This window comes from Meridianimaribacter sp. CL38, assembly GCF_004328055.1.
GTDB lineage: Bacteria > Bacteroidota > Bacteroidia > Flavobacteriales > Flavobacteriaceae > Gaetbulibacter_B > Gaetbulibacter_B jejuensis.
Genome location: NZ_QKWS01000001.1, coordinates 1,073,768 through 1,088,444 on the forward strand (window position 1 = coordinate 1,073,768; position 14,677 = coordinate 1,088,444).

The window sequence follows — 14,677 nt, forward strand, 5'->3', positions numbered from 1 at the left end:
TGATACAATATAAAAACAATCAATAGATTGATAACAATATATTATTTTAAATCATCTGTTTTTTTGCGTATTATGTGTAAATTTGAAGAAATAAACAATAACAACATAAAAATCAAATATTATGGCTTTTGAATTACCAAAATTAAAATATGCTTACGATGCTTTAGAACCAAATATTGATGCACGTACAATGGAAATACACCATTCAAAGCACCATCAAGGATATACAAACAACCTAAATAATGCAATTGCAGGAACAGACTTAGAAGGAAAAACAATTGAAAATATCTTAGACAATTTAGATATGGACAATAAGGCTGTAAGAAATAATGGAGGAGGTTTTTACAACCACTCATTATTTTGGGATGTTATGAATCCTGAAGGAAAAGGATATTTATCAGGAGAATTAAAAGATGCTATTGAAGCAGAATTTGGTTCGGTAGATGCTTTTAAAGATGCATTTAGTAAAGCAGCAGCAACTCAGTTTGGTTCAGGTTGGGCTTGGTTGTGTGTACATAAAGGCGGAAAAGTTGAAGTATGCTCTACGCCAAACCAAGATAACCCATTAATGCCTGGAGTAGGCTGTGGAGGAACACCAATTTTAGGATTGGATGTTTGGGAGCACGCATACTATTTAAATTACCAAAATAGAAGACCAGATTATATTAATGCATTTTTTAATGTAATTAACTGGAATGAAGTAGAAAGACGTTACGCAGAAGCAAAATAGTTTTTCTAAAAATAAATTAATGAAGAACCAAGCTGAATAGGCTTGGTTTTTTTTATTTCTATAAATGAAAAAAGGTGAACGAGTGTCCACCTTTTTTGCCCCAAATCTACCATAAACTTAACCTACTTATGTTATGGTGACAGCAAATATATAGCGACATGTTTCAAACTGTTAAATTTATTAGATAAACGACACATAAATTAGCTTAAAAGATTTTTTGTTAGTTAAAAGTGTTGATATATCTAAGGGTTTTGAAGATTTTGAGTTTTATTGGGTGAAAAAGTTTTTGAGAGAAGACCTACTTTGAAAAAATAAAAAAGGTGAACGAGTGTCCACCTTTTTTGCCCCAAATCTACCATAAACTTAACCTACTTATGTTATGGTGATGACTAATATAGAGCTACTTACAATAAAGTGTTAATAAAATAGATAAACGACACAAAAATTAGTTTAAGGAATTTTTTGAGCTTAAAATGAGATATAATGAAAATGTGAAAGGAAATTTTAAACGAATTGCATAAAAAAAGGTGAACAAGAGTTCACCTTTTTTTGCCCCAAATCTACCATGAACTTAACCTACTTATGTTATGGTCTTACTAAAGTATGCGTAATTTGTTAACAAAGTACAAATATTAGATGAAATGCATTTTTTTTAGATAAACAACGCATTTTTTCGGATAAAGTGTATTTTTTCTCGGTTTTTTTACTTAATAAGCACGCTCTTTATTTCCTTCGTAAAAATTAATGAAAGCCCTGTTAACCACTCTGTTACCTCCAGCAGTTGGGTAATTGCCTGTAAAGTACCAATCGCCCAAATTTTTAGGACAAGCTTTGTGTAAATTTTCTACCGATTGAAAAATGGTTTCCACTTTAGCACTTACTGTGTCGTCAGAGATTAATTCTGAAATCTTATCAGAAATTTCTTCGTCAGTAAATACATCATATAAATCTTTTACAAAATTGTGTACATCTTTGTCTTCAAGATCGACCTGAGCTTTACATTTATTATAAACTTCTTCAACTAAGTGATACTTGTTATTTTCTTTTAATAATTCTAACATAGCTCTAAAAGCAATTAAGTCTTCTAGTCTTGCCATGTCAATACCATAACAGTCGGGATAGCGTATTTGAGGAGCAGAAGAAACCACAACAATTTTTTTAGGGTTTAATCTGTCCATCATTTTAATAATACTCTTTTTAAGGGTTGTACCTCTTACAATACTATCATCAATGATTACAAGATTATCATTTGGTTTTATAACACCATACGTTACATCATAAACGTGCGCAACTAAATCGTCTCTACTACTGTCTTCAGTAATAAATGTTCTTAGTTTTACATCTTTAATAGCAACCTTTTCTATTCTAGGTCTTTCCGATAGTATTTCAGTAACACGTTCAGCCGAAAGCATACCGTTGCCATCTAAAATAGCTTGGGTTTTCTTTTCGTTAAGGTGTTTTTCTACAGTTTCAATCATTCCAAAAAACGACGTTTCAGCAGTATTTGGAATGTATGAAAATACAGTGTTTTGTGTGTCGTTATTAATGGATTTGAGAACTTTAGGCATTAACAGTTTACCTAGCTCTTTTCTTTCTTGATAAATTTCGGCATCACTTCCTCTAGAAAAATAAATACGTTCAAACGAACACGCTTTTCTTTCAAGTGGCTCTATGATTTGTTTTATTGAAACTTCTCCAGATTTTTTGGTAATAATAGCGTGTCCTGGTTCTAGTTCTTTTACTTCTTCAAACGGAACATTAAAAACAGTTTGAATTACAGGACGCTCAGAAGCTACTACTACAACTTCATCATCTTTATAATAATATGCAGGTCTTATACCAGCAGGATCTCTTAAAACAAATGCATCTCCATGACCAAGTAAACCAGCCATAGCATAACCACCATCCCAGTTTTTGGATGACTTTTTTAGGATCTTTGCAATATTAAGACGCTCGGCTATTAATGGAGAACACTCATGTTTACTGTAACCTTCTTGCTTTAGTTTTTTGTAAACTTTAGAAACAGCATCATCCAAAAAATGACCGATTTTTTCCATAATGGTAATTGTGTCGGCTTTTTCTTTTGGGTGTTGTCCTAATCTTACAAGACCATCAAATAACTGATTAACATTGGTCATGTTAAAGTTTCCTGCAACAATAAGATTTCTGTGCATCCAGTTATTTTGTCTTAAAAACGGATGAACACTCTCTACACTGTTTTTACCAAATGTTCCATAACGAACATGACCTAAAAGCACCTCTCCTATGTAAGGAATGTTCTTCTTTTGTGCTTCTACATCATCAGCATATTCAGGATGTTCACTTAATTCTTTATTGATACGATCGTTAATTTGCCCAAAAATATCTTGAATAGGTTGTTGAGCAATAGAGCGCACTCTACTTATATAACGTTCTCCTGGAGTTGTATCTAATTTAATGCTGGCAAAACCTGCACCATCTTGTCCACGATTGTGCTGTTTCTCCATCATGAGATACATTTTGTTTACGCCATAAAAAGCACTCCCATATTTTTCTTTATAAAATTCTAATGGTTTTAAAAGCCTTATTTGTGCGATTCCGCATTCGTGTTTTAAAGCATCACTCATTGTGTTGTGTTGTTGTGAGTTACAAAAATAAAACGCGCTCAGTTTTGAGCGCGTTGGTTTATGTTAGTTCAATATCAAATTGTGTTAAGTCTTTAAACTGCTGCAAGCGTTGATGAACTTCTTTTTTAGGGAGGTTTTCCATACGCTCTGTACCAAATTTTTCTACACAAAATGAAGCCAGTGTAGAGCCATAAATAACAGCGTTTTTCATGTTTTCAAAAGAGACATCTCCAGTTTTTGCTAAATAACCTGCAAATCCACCAGCAAAAGTATCACCTGCTCCAGTTGGGTCAAACACCTCTTCTAGAGGTAAAGCAGGAGCATAAAACACACTATCGTTATGAAACAATAATGCACCATGTTCTCCTTTTTTAATAACTACATATTTTGGTCCCATTTCATGAATTTTTCTTGCTGCTACAACAAGAGAATATTCTCCTGTTAGTTGTCTAGCTTCTTCATCGTTAATGGTAATAACATCAACACGCTTTATAACATTGTGTAAATCTTCAAGCGCTGAGTCCATCCAAAAATTCATAGTGTCTAAAATAGCCAGTTTTGGCTTTTTAGTCATTTGATCCAAAACACTAGATTGTACTATTGGGTGTAAGTTACCAAGCATTACAATTTCAGCGTCTTTATAATCTTGTGGTACAACAGGATTAAAATCAGCTAATACATTAAGCTCAGTTGCTAAGGTATCTCTAGAGTTCATGTCGTTATGATAGCGACCACTCCAAAAGAACGTTTTACCGTCTTTTATGATTTCTATTCCTGAAATATCAATATTTTTTTCAGATAATAAATCTAAATATTCTTGAGGAAAATCTCCTCCAACAACCGATACAATTGCAGAATCTACATTAAACTGTGAGGCAGACAAACCTATAAAAGTTGCTGCTCCTCCTAATATCTTATCGGTTTTTCCGAAAGGTGTTTCAATAGCATCAAAAGCTACAGTACCTACAATAACTAATTTACTCATAAAGAGATTTCAAAATTTTGTGCAAAGATAGGGTTTTAAGCTCTAAATAACGAATATTATTTTCTGCCGAAATCTGCAGGAATTTCTCCCCAAGCTTTGGTTTCCCATTTTACAATTACAGTAGTATAAGTATTGTTTTTTAACCAGTTTACTGCTCTGTCAACAAGTTCAAAGAGTACCTTGTTTTTATCATTGCGCTCTAATTTGGTATTACAGGTTTTCTTTTTTACCCAACTCATTGCAGTTTTAGAGTCGGTATATATTATGCAATTACTGTTTTTCTTTTTTAGCAGAGCTAAACCATGAACAATGGCTAAAAACTCACCAATATTATTTGTGCCTTCTTCAAAAGGACCTTGAATAAAGAGTTGCTTTTTTGTTTTGGTGTCTACACCTCTGTATTCCATTTTTCCAGGGTTTCCGCTAGAAGCTGCATCAACAGAAATAGAGTTGTAATTAGGTTGACCTATTTTTTTTAATTGTTCTTCAGAAAGTTCACTTTTAAACGTTTTGTTTTTTCCTACGTAGTCAAAATAATTACCTTTTAAAGCCTTTTTAGCGGCTTCAAATGTGGGAAACGATTTGTATTGAGCGCCTTGAAAATCTTTTATTTGAGCTTTGCAATCATCCCAAGATTCAAAAACACCTGTGTGGTGACCTTTCCAAACTGTGTAGTATTTTTTCTTTTTTTTGGACATGAACTACTAATTTTCAAAAACAGCAACAGCTCTTACAGGAGAACCTGTTCCTCCTTTAATCTTTAAAGGTAAGGCAATAAAACGAAATCTTTTTCTTCCTATTAACTTATATAAATTAACCATGTTTTCATAGTGCGTAAATCCTAATTCACCACAAATATGATGTACTTCTTTGTTTGAAATTCCTGAAACACCTGGAGACATTGTTTCCACTCCAAAAGCAGCAATTTTTTGATTTCCCAACCACCTGGCTGCTTCTGCACTAACTCCTGGTCCTTTGCTCCAGTTTTCCGTCCCAAATGCTTTTCTATAATGGTCAGTATAAATTAATACAGTATCATTTTTTTTAATACTTACGCCTTGCTTTTTACAAGCAGTTTCCAAATCGCTTATTTCAATTAATTCTCTAAAAGATTTGTGAGAAAGGTCTAAGCAAATTCCTTCTGTATAAAACATTGATAAAGGCATTGTGTCGATAGACTGACCTTTATATTGTTTTGCCATGTGGTTTAAAGCATCAACATGAGTGCCTGTATGCTCGCCCAATTCTAGTTTATGTACAGCAGGCGTTTTGGTTTTAGAATCAAAATCGCCATCCCAATCTTCGTGGGTGTTATGAACAGACATTTTTACTTGAGGCAAATCTTTATAAACAGGCATACCTTCATAAATGTCTTGGCTTAAATCTATAATTTCAGTCATTGCCTTAGTATTATGACTTTAATAAGTCTTCAACTACTTTTGGAAAATGCTCCATTTCAAGCTCATGAATTTTTGCCGCTACAGCTTCGGCAGTATCAGACGATTCTACGCTACATTTAGCCTGAAAAATAATAGCACCTTCATCATAGTTTTCGTTAACATAATGAATGGTAATACCAGTTTCGGTTTCGTTATTTGCTACAACAGCTTCATGAACGTGCATACCATACATGCCTTTTCCTCCATATTTAGGTAATAAAGCAGGATGTATATTAATGACTTTATTAGGGAAATGTTGTAAAATATGCTCAGGAAATTTCCATAAAAAACCAGCTAGTATTATTAAGTCTGGTTGAGCAGCTTTTAGGATGTTTAGGACATCATCGGTTTTTGAGAAAGCAACTCTGTTGAATGATAAAGCGCTAACGTTCAGGTTTTTTGCGCGTTCTAGTACTTTGGCATGAGGATTGTTGGTCAACACCTGAATAACAGACGCATTATCTCTGTTGTGAAAAAACTTAATTAAATTTTCAGCATTGGTTCCACTTCCGGACGCAAAAATTACAATACGTTTCATTTACAGATATAATGTTAGGATTATTCGAAACAAAAAAAAGAATAATTATTAACAATTAGAAGCCAAAATAGAAATACTTAAAAGTAATTTTAGTAAATTACATTCACATTTTTAAAGTAAAGATGTGTATTAAATAAAGTTTTTTTATTTTTGCGCTCTAATTAAAACTTAAAATTTAAAAATTATGTCAGACATTGCATCAAGAGTAAAAGCGATTATCGTAGACAAATTAGGTGTTGATGAGAACGAAGTTGTAACTGAAGCAAGCTTCACAAACGATTTAGGAGCAGATTCATTAGACACTGTAGAATTAATTATGGAATTCGAAAAGGAATTTGATATCCAAATTCCAGATGATCAAGCTGAGAACATTGCAACAGTTGGTCAAGCTATCTCATATATAGAAGAAGCAAAATAATTCACGTTAATTTATGGAATTAAGGCGAGTTGTAGTTACTGGGTTAGGTGCACTTACTCCTATAGGCAATACCAAAGATCAATATTGGGAAGGCTTATTACAAGGAAAAAGTGGTGCAGCACCTATAACATATTTTGATACTGAAAAGTTCAAAACCAAATTCGCTTGCGAATTAAAAAACTTTAACGCTACCGATTTTCTTGACAGAAAAGAAGCTAGAAAGATGGACAGATTTACGCAATATGCAATGGTAGCTTCTGATGAAGCTATTGCAGATGCGAAACTAGATCTTGAGGCTGTTGATAAATTGAAAGTTGGAGTTATTTGGGGAGCAGGTATTGGAGGTTTGGAAACATTCCAGGACGAAGTACTAAACTTTGCGGCTGGAGATGGAACACCAAGATTTAATCCATTTTTCATCCCAAAAATGATTGCAGATATTGCTCCAGGAAACATATCTATTAAACATGGATTTATGGGTCCTAATTACACAACAGTATCTGCCTGTGCATCCTCTGCCAATGCTATGATTGATGCTTTAAACTATATTCGTTTAGGGCACTGTGATGTTATAGTAACTGGTGGTAGTGAAGCAGCAGTAACCATTGCTGGAATGGGTGGTTTTAATGCTATGCATGCATTATCAACAAGAAACGAAAGTCCTGAAACCGCTTCAAGACCTTTTGACGCAACCAGAGATGGTTTTGTATTAGGAGAAGGCGCAGGAGCAATAATTCTTGAAGAGTATGAGCATGCTAAAGCAAGAGGTGCAAAAATATATGCTGAAGTTATTGGAGGCGGATTGTCTTCAGATGCGCATCATATGACAGCTCCTCACCCTGAAGGTATAGGTGTAATGGCTGTAATGAGAAATTGTTTAGATAATGCTGGTATAAACCCTGAAGAAGTTGATCATATCAACACGCATGGTACATCAACACCTCTTGGAGATGTTGCTGAACTTAAAGCGATTTCGGAAGTGTTTGGTGACCACGCAAAACACATCAATATTAACTCTACTAAGTCCATGACTGGACATTTACTTGGAGCTGCAGGAGCTATTGAGTCTATTGCTGCTATTTTAGCAATAGAACATGGTGTAGTGCCTCCAACAATAAACCACGAAGTAGTAGATGAAACTATTGATCCTGAATTAAATTTAACATTAAATAAAGCTCAAAAAAGAGACGTTAAAGTTGCTATGAGTAATACATTTGGATTTGGAGGTCACAATGCTTGTGTATTATTTAAAAAATTAGATTAATTCCTGAATGAATTACATTCGTAACATATTAAATTCCCGTTCTAACGATAACGGGAATTTTTTTTTGCAACTAAAAAATATTCTAGGGTTTAAACCCAAAAACAAGAACTACTACATTACTGCATTTACCCATCGTTCTATGAATATAAAGGACAAAAAAGGAAATGCAATTAACTATGAAAGGCTAGAGTTTGTTGGCGATGCCATGTTAAGCTCAGTAATAGCTGCTTATCTTTTTAGCGAAGTTCCTCATGGAGATGAAGGCTATCTTACAAAAATGCGTTCTAAAATTGTAAGTAGAGAACACCTTAACGAATTGGGTAAAGAGCTTAATTTAATTGACTTTGTAGAAAGCAAAATTTCAAAATCCAATTTTGGTAATAACATTCATGGTAATCTTTTTGAAGCCTTAGTTGGAGCTATATTTTTAGACAGAGGTTATAGATACTGCGAAAAATTTATTTTTAAAAGAGTAATTAATCCGCATGTTGATATTGAAACCCTAGAAGGTAAGGTTATTAGCTACAAAAGCTTACTTATTGAGTGGTGCCAAAAAGAAAAAAAGACCTTTGACTACAATGTGTATGAAGACACAGGAAACGATAACCTAAAACACTTTTCGGTTAAGTTATCTATAGACGATAAAGTGGTGGCAAAGGCAAGAGCAACTTCAAAAAAGAAAGCCGAAGAAAAAGCTTCAAAACGTGCTTTTTTTGCGTTTCAAAATAAAATCACCAAATTTTTTAACGAATAATTAGACGCTTGTAAAAATTCAAACGTTTTCGTTAACAGGTCTTGATAAGATTAATGTTAACTTCATTTTTTAATTATTATATTATACTATATTTACATCGTATAGTTGATTAATTATGGCATTGCATAAATTACTTGTTGACGATTTCTATGATGCTTCTTTCACGCTTTTAGCTATTCATTGCAGACTGGAAGATTATAGATTGGCTTATCTTCTTAATAAAAATTTAGAGATAAATTTAGAGCGTAAACCACAAGATTTAGACTACAAGTATTTTTCGGCATCTTACTCTATTTATGAGTGGGAAGACAAAGAACAATACACTACTTGGAACCTTATGTCCAACGTGTGTAAAAAAGAAGAAGACAGCCTGCAAAGTACAGGATCTTTATTTGAAGCTCAAGGCAAAGTCCTAAAAACATATCACCTATTACCAGAATTGAAAAACGTTGACTATCTGTTTAAAATAGATAATGACACCCAATATTTAAACGAGAAAATAATTCTCAATAAAATACAGTCTATACCACAAGTTATCACAGCTTACAGTGTAGATGTAGAACAACTAAAATCTAAAGACCACTTAATTTTTTAATTAATGCCAAAAAGAAAGAAAACCAAAATAGTAGCAACATTAGGACCAGCAACCAGTACAAAAGATGTTTTAAAAGGCATGCTTGAGGAAGGTGTTGATGTGTTTAGAATTAACTTTTCACATGCCGACTATAAAGATGTTGAACAACGTATAAAAATGATAAGAGAGCTTAATGAAGAGTTTGGATACAATGCAGCAATTTTAGGTGATTTGCAAGGACCAAAACTTCGTGTTGGCGTAATGAAAGGTGAAGTCATCGTTAATGAAGGTGACGAAATTATTTTTGCAACCGGAAAACGTTTTGAAGGCACAAAAGAACGTGTTTACATGACCTATGATAGTTTTCCACAAGATGCAAAACCAGGAGAGCGGATACTTTTGGACGACGGAAAATTAATTTTTGAAGTGGTTTCAACCGATAAGAAAAAGGAGGTAAAAGCACGCGTTATTCAAGGTGGACCGTTAAAATCCAAAAAAGGAGTTAACCTTCCAAATACCAATATTTCGCAACCTGCACTTACTGAAAAAGATATTGAAGATGCCATTTTTGCTATAAAAATGAAAGTGGATTGGATTGCGTTGTCGTTTGTACGTCACGCTGAAGATTTAATCCAGCTCGAAGAACTTATTAAAGAACATAGCGAGCATAAAATTCCAATTATCGCTAAAATTGAAAAACCTGAAGCTGTTGAGAATATCGATAAAATTGTTGCCTATTGCGACGGATTAATGGTAGCTCGTGGTGATTTAGGTGTAGAGGTTCCAGCCGAGGAAGTTCCGCTTATTCAAAAGCAATTGGTATTGCGTGCAAAACGAGCAAGAATACCTGTAATTATTGCTACGCAAATGATGGAGACCATGATTTCCAGTTTAACGCCAACACGTGCTGAGGTTAACGATGTGGCAAACTCAGTTATGGATGGAGCTGATGCAGTAATGCTTTCAGGAGAAACATCGGTTGGTAGTTATCCTGTTCAAGTTATTAGGCAAATGGCAAACATTATTAGAAGTGTTGAAGACTCATCACTTATACAAGTACCACAATCGCCACCACACATTCGTACTAAGCGCTACATTACAAAATCTATCTGTTACCATGCAGCACACATTGCTAACGAAATTGATGCCAAAGCCATTTCTACATTGACCAATAGTGGTTATACAGCGTTTCAAATTTCGGCTTGGAGACCAAGCGCACACATCTTGGTGTTTACATCCAACAAACGTATTTTAACGCAATTAAGCTTGCTTTGGGGAGTTAAAGCGTTTTTTTACGACAAGTTTGTAAGTACAGATGAAACCATTGAAGACGTAAACGCTATTGCCTGTAAAAAAGGCTATTTAGAAACAGGAGATATGCTGGTAAGTCTTGCTGCAATGCCTATACAAGAAAAAGGTATGGTAAACACACTAAGAGTTACTGAAATTACAAGCTGTAGTTTTTAAACTATTTTTTGGCGTTTGCTACGTCGTTTAGCGTCGTAGCACTGCGCTTTCCGTAGTCGCTCTCTTTGAGGAGCTCCAACAATACGTCAATCGCTAACGCAAACAAAAACCACTGATAATTCAGTGGCTTTTTTATTTTAGGAGATAGTAGCTTGTTATTGGTTTAGCAATAAGCGAGTAATAGATTATACACGTTGTTACCAGTAGTTTTTATTTAGTTTTTTTATCAGTTCTAAAAATTTCTCTTCTTTCAGTTGCGTTTTTTCTTTTCCGTAGCTTTTAAACATAATTGTTATTTTACAATTATTTTCGTCCGTAATTATAATCTTCTCGTTTTCAATTACGTCAATTTTAGTAATCAGATAATTTGGAATTCGGTTTTCCTTGTTGTCTTTTAAGTTCTGATTTGTGTGGAAAATAAACCTTGTTTTTCGATGTCTATAATAGTCAAATCCGTAAATCAATAAATTATTTTCGGAATAGAGTATGTTCAGGTCAACATCGAGCAAAATATGTATTCTTGAAAACTTAACTTTTCCGTTTGTTTTAATCCGATTAGGGTATTCAGATTCTAACGATTTTAAAAATTCAGTAGTTCTTTTTTTCTTTTTACTCGAGTAGATTGTAACTACAGTTACAATTAGAATTAAAATGAGTAAAAAAGTGTAATTCATTTTTTTCAGAGTGAGTTTCTTAAATTACCTACAATAATAAATATAAGGATAGTTTTAATTATCTATATCGACAGTTAAACGAAGGTCGGCTATTTTTTTGATAAAGTCAAACGCCTTAAAACTCAAACTGCAATTGTACACTCACTGATTTTTCGGGTGTTTTTTTTAGTTTACTATTATTGGAATCACAACGTCTCCTTTGTCAAAAGTTTTAATTTGAATTGCTCCATTTTTTCCTTCTCGTTTTCCCCAAATTGCAATTGCTTGATTAATTCCTATTCTATTTATTTCTTTTATTTTTCTCGAAATTAGATATTCAGCGACAAAATTGTAATTGTGAGTTGGCATTCCGTCAATCATATAGAAAATTGATTTTTTAGGGTCAATTTCTTTAAAGAATTCATAATCAATTCCTAATTCAGTATTAAATTCCGATACTTTATTTATTCCGATTATTTTCTCAATATTGTTTTCGTATTTAATTTCAGAACGAGGTAATTCGACAAGCTCTATATTCGGTTCAGTTTTTATTTTATTAATAAAATCATTTGGGTTAATCAAAACCCATTCATTATTAACAACAACTAATGTATTGTTATCAATTTTTATATTATCCAATGTCAATCTCGATTTACAATTTGTTAAAAGGATTGAAAATAAAAGCAAAATTCTTATTGATTTCCTCATTTTTCTCAAATGCACTATAATATTGAAGATAAGGACAGTTTTAATTATCCATATCACAATTAAACGAAGTACGACTATTTTTTTGATAAATTCAAATACCTTAAAACTCAAACTGTAGTTGTACACTCACTACTTTTTCGGGTGTTTTTACAGTGGCTTTTTTATTTAGGAACATAGCAACTTGTCATAGACGAGTGCTAGAAAGTGGTTTTCGTTTAACATATTTGTATATGAAAAAAGTTGCGAAAAAATTCTCAAGACCTTTTCCATAATAGCCGAAAGGCAGTAAAATTGCGTTGAAATTCCGACAGGAATTTTGATCACAATAAATTGCAGTAATTGTAAGCTATAGTTTATAGGCTGCAGTTATTATTTAGAATATCATCCAAAGAAGGATTATATAGATTATTTGTAATTACTAATTCTCCATAGATGCCATTATTGAAGAGATTTGTTAGATCACAGAAATCAGACAATAATTCATTTGGTGCATCCCAACCAAACTGTGTTTCACCTCCAATTATAATATCATCTGTTACTAATAAGTTTTCTAACCCAATTAATGAAGTTAAATTATCATTATTCTGAATATATAAATTTCCATTTATAGCTGTCAAGGTTTCTGCACCTGATAAATTAGTCAGAAAATCACAGTTTTCTATCATTAAATCACCTCCAATTGTTGATAATAAAAGACCTGAAAGAGAAGTTAATGCATAACCCGAAGAAATCTCTAAATTTCCATTAATAGTATTCAGATTATCTAAACCCGTAAGATTTTGAAATAAAGAACGCACAATTTTAAAATCACCATTAATTTCAGTTAAATTATCAAGACCACTAAAATTTTCCATAGTATTAATAGAACGAATATAAAAATCACCATTTACAACTGTTAAATTATTTAGTCCATTAAGGTTAACTAAATCATCAACAGAAATAGATAAATTACCAACTTCTTCTAATGAGGATAAAAATCCTAAGTTATTTATATCAGTTATAAAATCTGGGTCACCAATATTTAAGTCGCCTGTAATTTCAGTATAATTATTTGAACCAAAAGACTCTACCTCCTCTTGAGTCAATAAATTGACATCACCAACAAAAATATTTTCATTATTTTCTAATGAATTGTCATTAGAACAAGAGAGAAATGAATTAAGCAGTAATAGAAATAATGTTTTTCTCATAATTTAGTTATTTGTGGTTCTCATGATATAGATGTAAATATTATTAAATGGTTGCGTTAAGTTTTTGAAAAAATTACAGCTAATAACTTTCTTAAAGACTAGTTTTTAGCTTATGTTAAACGAAGTACGACTATTTTTTTGATAAAGTCAAATACCTTAAAATTCAAACTGCAATTGTACACTTACTGCTTTTTCAGGTGTTTTTACAGTGCTTTTTTTAGAGGTTTCAGTATTTAAATTAGATAATGAAATACCCAATAAACGTACCGAATTGCTCAACTTGTCTTGGTATAATAAATCTTTAGCAGTCTCTAAAATAATACTTTTATCACTAATAAAATAAGGTAAGGTTTTACTACGTGTTTGTAGTGTAAAATCGCTGTATTTTATTTTTAAGGTTATGGTTTTTCCAGCAACTGAGCTTTTGTTTAAACGTCGAGCTACTTCTTCAGCAATATGGTCTAGTTTTTCGAGCATAAACACTTCAGAAGACAGGTTTTCACTAAAAGTACGTTCAGCAGCTAAAGATTTTCTGGTTCTATTTGGCTTTACTTCGCTGTTATGAATGCCTCTAACCACATAGTAATAGTAACGCCCAGATTTACCAAAATGTGCATCTAGATATTCCAGCGATTTTGCTTTTAAATCTTTTCCTGTAAAAATGCCTTTTTGGTACATTTTTTCGGCAGTAACTTTACCAACGCCATAAAACTTTCTAATGTCTAGAGCTTCTAAAAACTCAATCACTTCTTCAGGATTCACGGTTTTTTGTCCGTTAGGTTTATTGTAGTCGCTTGCTACTTTTGCAATAAATTTATTGATAGAAATTCCTGCAGAAGCAGTTAAGCCAACTTCATTAAAAATACGTTGCCTTATATCTTTAGCAATAAGTGTTGCGCTTGGGTGTCCTTTTTTGTTTTGGGTAACATCAAGATAAGCTTCATCAAGTGATAACGGTTCTACCAAATCGGTATAATCATGAAAAATTTTCCTGATTTTTTTAGAAATTTCATGATAGCGATCAAAACGCGGACGCACAAAAATAAGCTCAGGACAAAGACGTCTTGCTTTAACGCCACTCATAGCACTTCTTACACCAAATGTTCTGGCTTCATAGCTTGCAGCACTTACAACACCACGTTTACTACTACCACCAACAGCAATGGGTTTACCTTTTAATTCAGGATTGTCCATTTGCTCTACAGATGCATAAAAAGCATCCATATCTACATGAATGATCTTTCGTATTGGTAAATCGTTTTGCATAGTGTAAATTTACTAATTCCTGCGAAGGCAGGAATCTCAAAATTTGTATTTTAAAGCGTGAATTGATATCCTGCTCATTTAGTCA

15 protein-coding genes are annotated in these 14,677 nt (G+C 32.9%); 6 read left to right on the forward strand and 9 right to left on the reverse strand.

Annotated features, from left to right (window positions below):
* Positions 1-121 precede the first annotated feature (121 nt).
* Positions 122-730 carry a superoxide dismutase gene (locus tag DMZ43_RS04890; RefSeq protein WP_131506458.1) on the forward strand — a complete coding sequence of 203 codons (609 nt, stop codon included), beginning with the start codon at positions 122-124 and terminating at the stop codon, positions 728-730.
* Between the two features lie 707 nt (positions 731-1,437).
* On the opposite strand, the gene DMZ43_RS04895 is transcribed toward DMZ43_RS04890, so the two are convergent.
* From DMZ43_RS04895 to purN, 5 genes are read right to left on the reverse strand one after another with little or no spacing between them, the layout of a single operon-like run.
* Positions 1,438-3,336 carry an amidophosphoribosyltransferase gene (locus DMZ43_RS04895; protein ID WP_131506459.1) on the reverse strand — a complete coding sequence of 633 codons (1,899 nt, stop codon included), beginning with the start codon at positions 3,334-3,336 and terminating at the stop codon, positions 1,438-1,440.
* A gap of 58 nt (positions 3,337-3,394) precedes the next feature.
* Positions 3,395-4,321 carry a PfkB family carbohydrate kinase gene (locus DMZ43_RS04900; RefSeq protein ID WP_131506460.1) on the reverse strand — a complete coding sequence of 309 codons (927 nt, stop codon included), beginning with the start codon at positions 4,319-4,321 and terminating at the stop codon, positions 3,395-3,397.
* 56 nt (positions 4,322-4,377) lie between these two features.
* Positions 4,378-5,019 carry a viroplasmin family protein gene (locus DMZ43_RS04905; RefSeq protein ID WP_131506461.1) on the reverse strand — a complete coding sequence of 214 codons (642 nt, stop codon included), beginning with the start codon at positions 5,017-5,019 and terminating at the stop codon, positions 4,378-4,380.
* A 6-nt stretch (positions 5,020-5,025) separates the two neighbouring features.
* Positions 5,026-5,721, reverse strand: a complete 696-nt coding sequence (locus DMZ43_RS04910) for a cyclase family protein (RefSeq protein WP_131506462.1) — start codon at positions 5,719-5,721, stop codon at positions 5,026-5,028.
* Between the two features lie 10 nt (positions 5,722-5,731).
* Positions 5,732-6,298, reverse strand: coding sequence for a phosphoribosylglycinamide formyltransferase (purN, locus tag DMZ43_RS04915; RefSeq protein ID WP_131506463.1), 567 nt, complete (start codon positions 6,296-6,298; stop codon positions 5,732-5,734).
* A gap of 184 nt (positions 6,299-6,482) precedes the next feature.
* Between purN and DMZ43_RS04920 the strand changes: the two genes are divergently transcribed.
* The 5 genes from DMZ43_RS04920 to pyk all read left to right on the forward strand — a co-directional run bounded on the left by DMZ43_RS04920 (position 6,483) and on the right by pyk (position 10,775).
* Positions 6,483-6,716 (forward strand): acyl carrier protein, encoded by a 234-nt coding sequence (locus DMZ43_RS04920; RefSeq protein ID WP_008269813.1) that lies wholly within the window; start codon positions 6,483-6,485, stop codon positions 6,714-6,716.
* A gap of 13 nt (positions 6,717-6,729) precedes the next feature.
* Complete coding sequence (fabF, locus tag DMZ43_RS04925; protein ID WP_129759883.1) at positions 6,730-7,980, forward strand: beta-ketoacyl-ACP synthase II; 1,251 nt, start codon at positions 6,730-6,732, stop codon at positions 7,978-7,980.
* A gap of 7 nt (positions 7,981-7,987) precedes the next feature.
* Complete coding sequence (gene rnc / locus DMZ43_RS04930) at positions 7,988-8,734, forward strand: ribonuclease III (RefSeq protein WP_129759884.1); 747 nt, start codon at positions 7,988-7,990, stop codon at positions 8,732-8,734.
* Between the two features lie 115 nt (positions 8,735-8,849).
* Entirely contained in the window at positions 8,850-9,329 is a 480-nt protein-coding gene (locus DMZ43_RS04935) for an IPExxxVDY family protein (RefSeq protein ID WP_131506464.1), read from the forward strand.
* Positions 9,330-9,332: 3 nt separating this feature from the next.
* On the forward strand, positions 9,333-10,775 hold the full coding sequence (gene pyk / locus DMZ43_RS04940) for a pyruvate kinase (RefSeq protein WP_131506465.1): 1,443 nt from the start codon (positions 9,333-9,335) through the stop codon (positions 10,773-10,775).
* A 197-nt stretch (positions 10,776-10,972) separates the two neighbouring features.
* Here the strand turns inward: pyk and DMZ43_RS04945 are convergent, their stop codons facing one another.
* From DMZ43_RS04945 to dinB, 4 genes are all read right to left on the reverse strand, one after another.
* Positions 10,973-11,449, reverse strand: coding sequence for a hypothetical protein (locus tag DMZ43_RS04945; protein ID WP_131506466.1), 477 nt, complete (start codon positions 11,447-11,449; stop codon positions 10,973-10,975).
* A 165-nt stretch (positions 11,450-11,614) separates the two neighbouring features.
* Entirely contained in the window at positions 11,615-12,067 is a 453-nt protein-coding gene (locus DMZ43_RS04950) for a hypothetical protein (RefSeq protein ID WP_131506467.1), read from the reverse strand.
* A gap of 422 nt (positions 12,068-12,489) precedes the next feature.
* Positions 12,490-13,326, reverse strand: a complete 837-nt coding sequence (locus DMZ43_RS04955; RefSeq protein ID WP_131506468.1) for a hypothetical protein — start codon at positions 13,324-13,326, stop codon at positions 12,490-12,492.
* A gap of 156 nt (positions 13,327-13,482) precedes the next feature.
* On the reverse strand, positions 13,483-14,592 hold the full coding sequence (dinB, locus tag DMZ43_RS04960) for a DNA polymerase IV (RefSeq protein WP_131506469.1): 1,110 nt from the start codon (positions 14,590-14,592) through the stop codon (positions 13,483-13,485).
* Positions 14,593-14,677 lie beyond the last annotated feature (85 nt).

Coding starts and splice junctions, on each gene's coding strand:
- DMZ43_RS04910 (WP_131506462.1), bottom strand. CDS start 5,721: ATGACTGAAATTATAGATTTAAGCCAAGACATTTATGAAGGTATGCCT.
- dinB (WP_131506469.1), bottom strand. CDS start 14,592: ATGCAAAACGATTTACCAATACGAAAGATCATTCATGTAGATATGGAT.
- DMZ43_RS04920 (WP_008269813.1), top strand. CDS start 6,483: ATGTCAGACATTGCATCAAGAGTAAAAGCGATTATCGTAGACAAATTA.
- DMZ43_RS04935 (WP_131506464.1), top strand. CDS start 8,850: ATGGCATTGCATAAATTACTTGTTGACGATTTCTATGATGCTTCTTTC.
- DMZ43_RS04890 (WP_131506458.1), top strand. CDS start 122: ATGGCTTTTGAATTACCAAAATTAAAATATGCTTACGATGCTTTAGAA.
- DMZ43_RS04900 (WP_131506460.1), bottom strand. CDS start 4,321: ATGAGTAAATTAGTTATTGTAGGTACTGTAGCTTTTGATGCTATTGAA.
- DMZ43_RS04895 (WP_131506459.1), bottom strand. CDS start 3,336: ATGAGTGATGCTTTAAAACACGAATGCGGAATCGCACAAATAAGGCTT.
- DMZ43_RS04905 (WP_131506461.1), bottom strand. CDS start 5,019: ATGTCCAAAAAAAAGAAAAAATACTACACAGTTTGGAAAGGTCACCAC.
- DMZ43_RS04945 (WP_131506466.1), bottom strand. CDS start 11,449: ATGAATTACACTTTTTTACTCATTTTAATTCTAATTGTAACTGTAGTT.
- rnc (WP_129759884.1), top strand. CDS start 7,988: ATGAATTACATTCGTAACATATTAAATTCCCGTTCTAACGATAACGGG.
- fabF (WP_129759883.1), top strand. CDS start 6,730: ATGGAATTAAGGCGAGTTGTAGTTACTGGGTTAGGTGCACTTACTCCT.
- purN (WP_131506463.1), bottom strand. CDS start 6,298: ATGAAACGTATTGTAATTTTTGCGTCCGGAAGTGGAACCAATGCTGAA.
- pyk (WP_131506465.1), top strand. CDS start 9,333: ATGCCAAAAAGAAAGAAAACCAAAATAGTAGCAACATTAGGACCAGCA.
- DMZ43_RS04955 (WP_131506468.1), bottom strand. CDS start 13,326: ATGAGAAAAACATTATTTCTATTACTGCTTAATTCATTTCTCTCTTGT.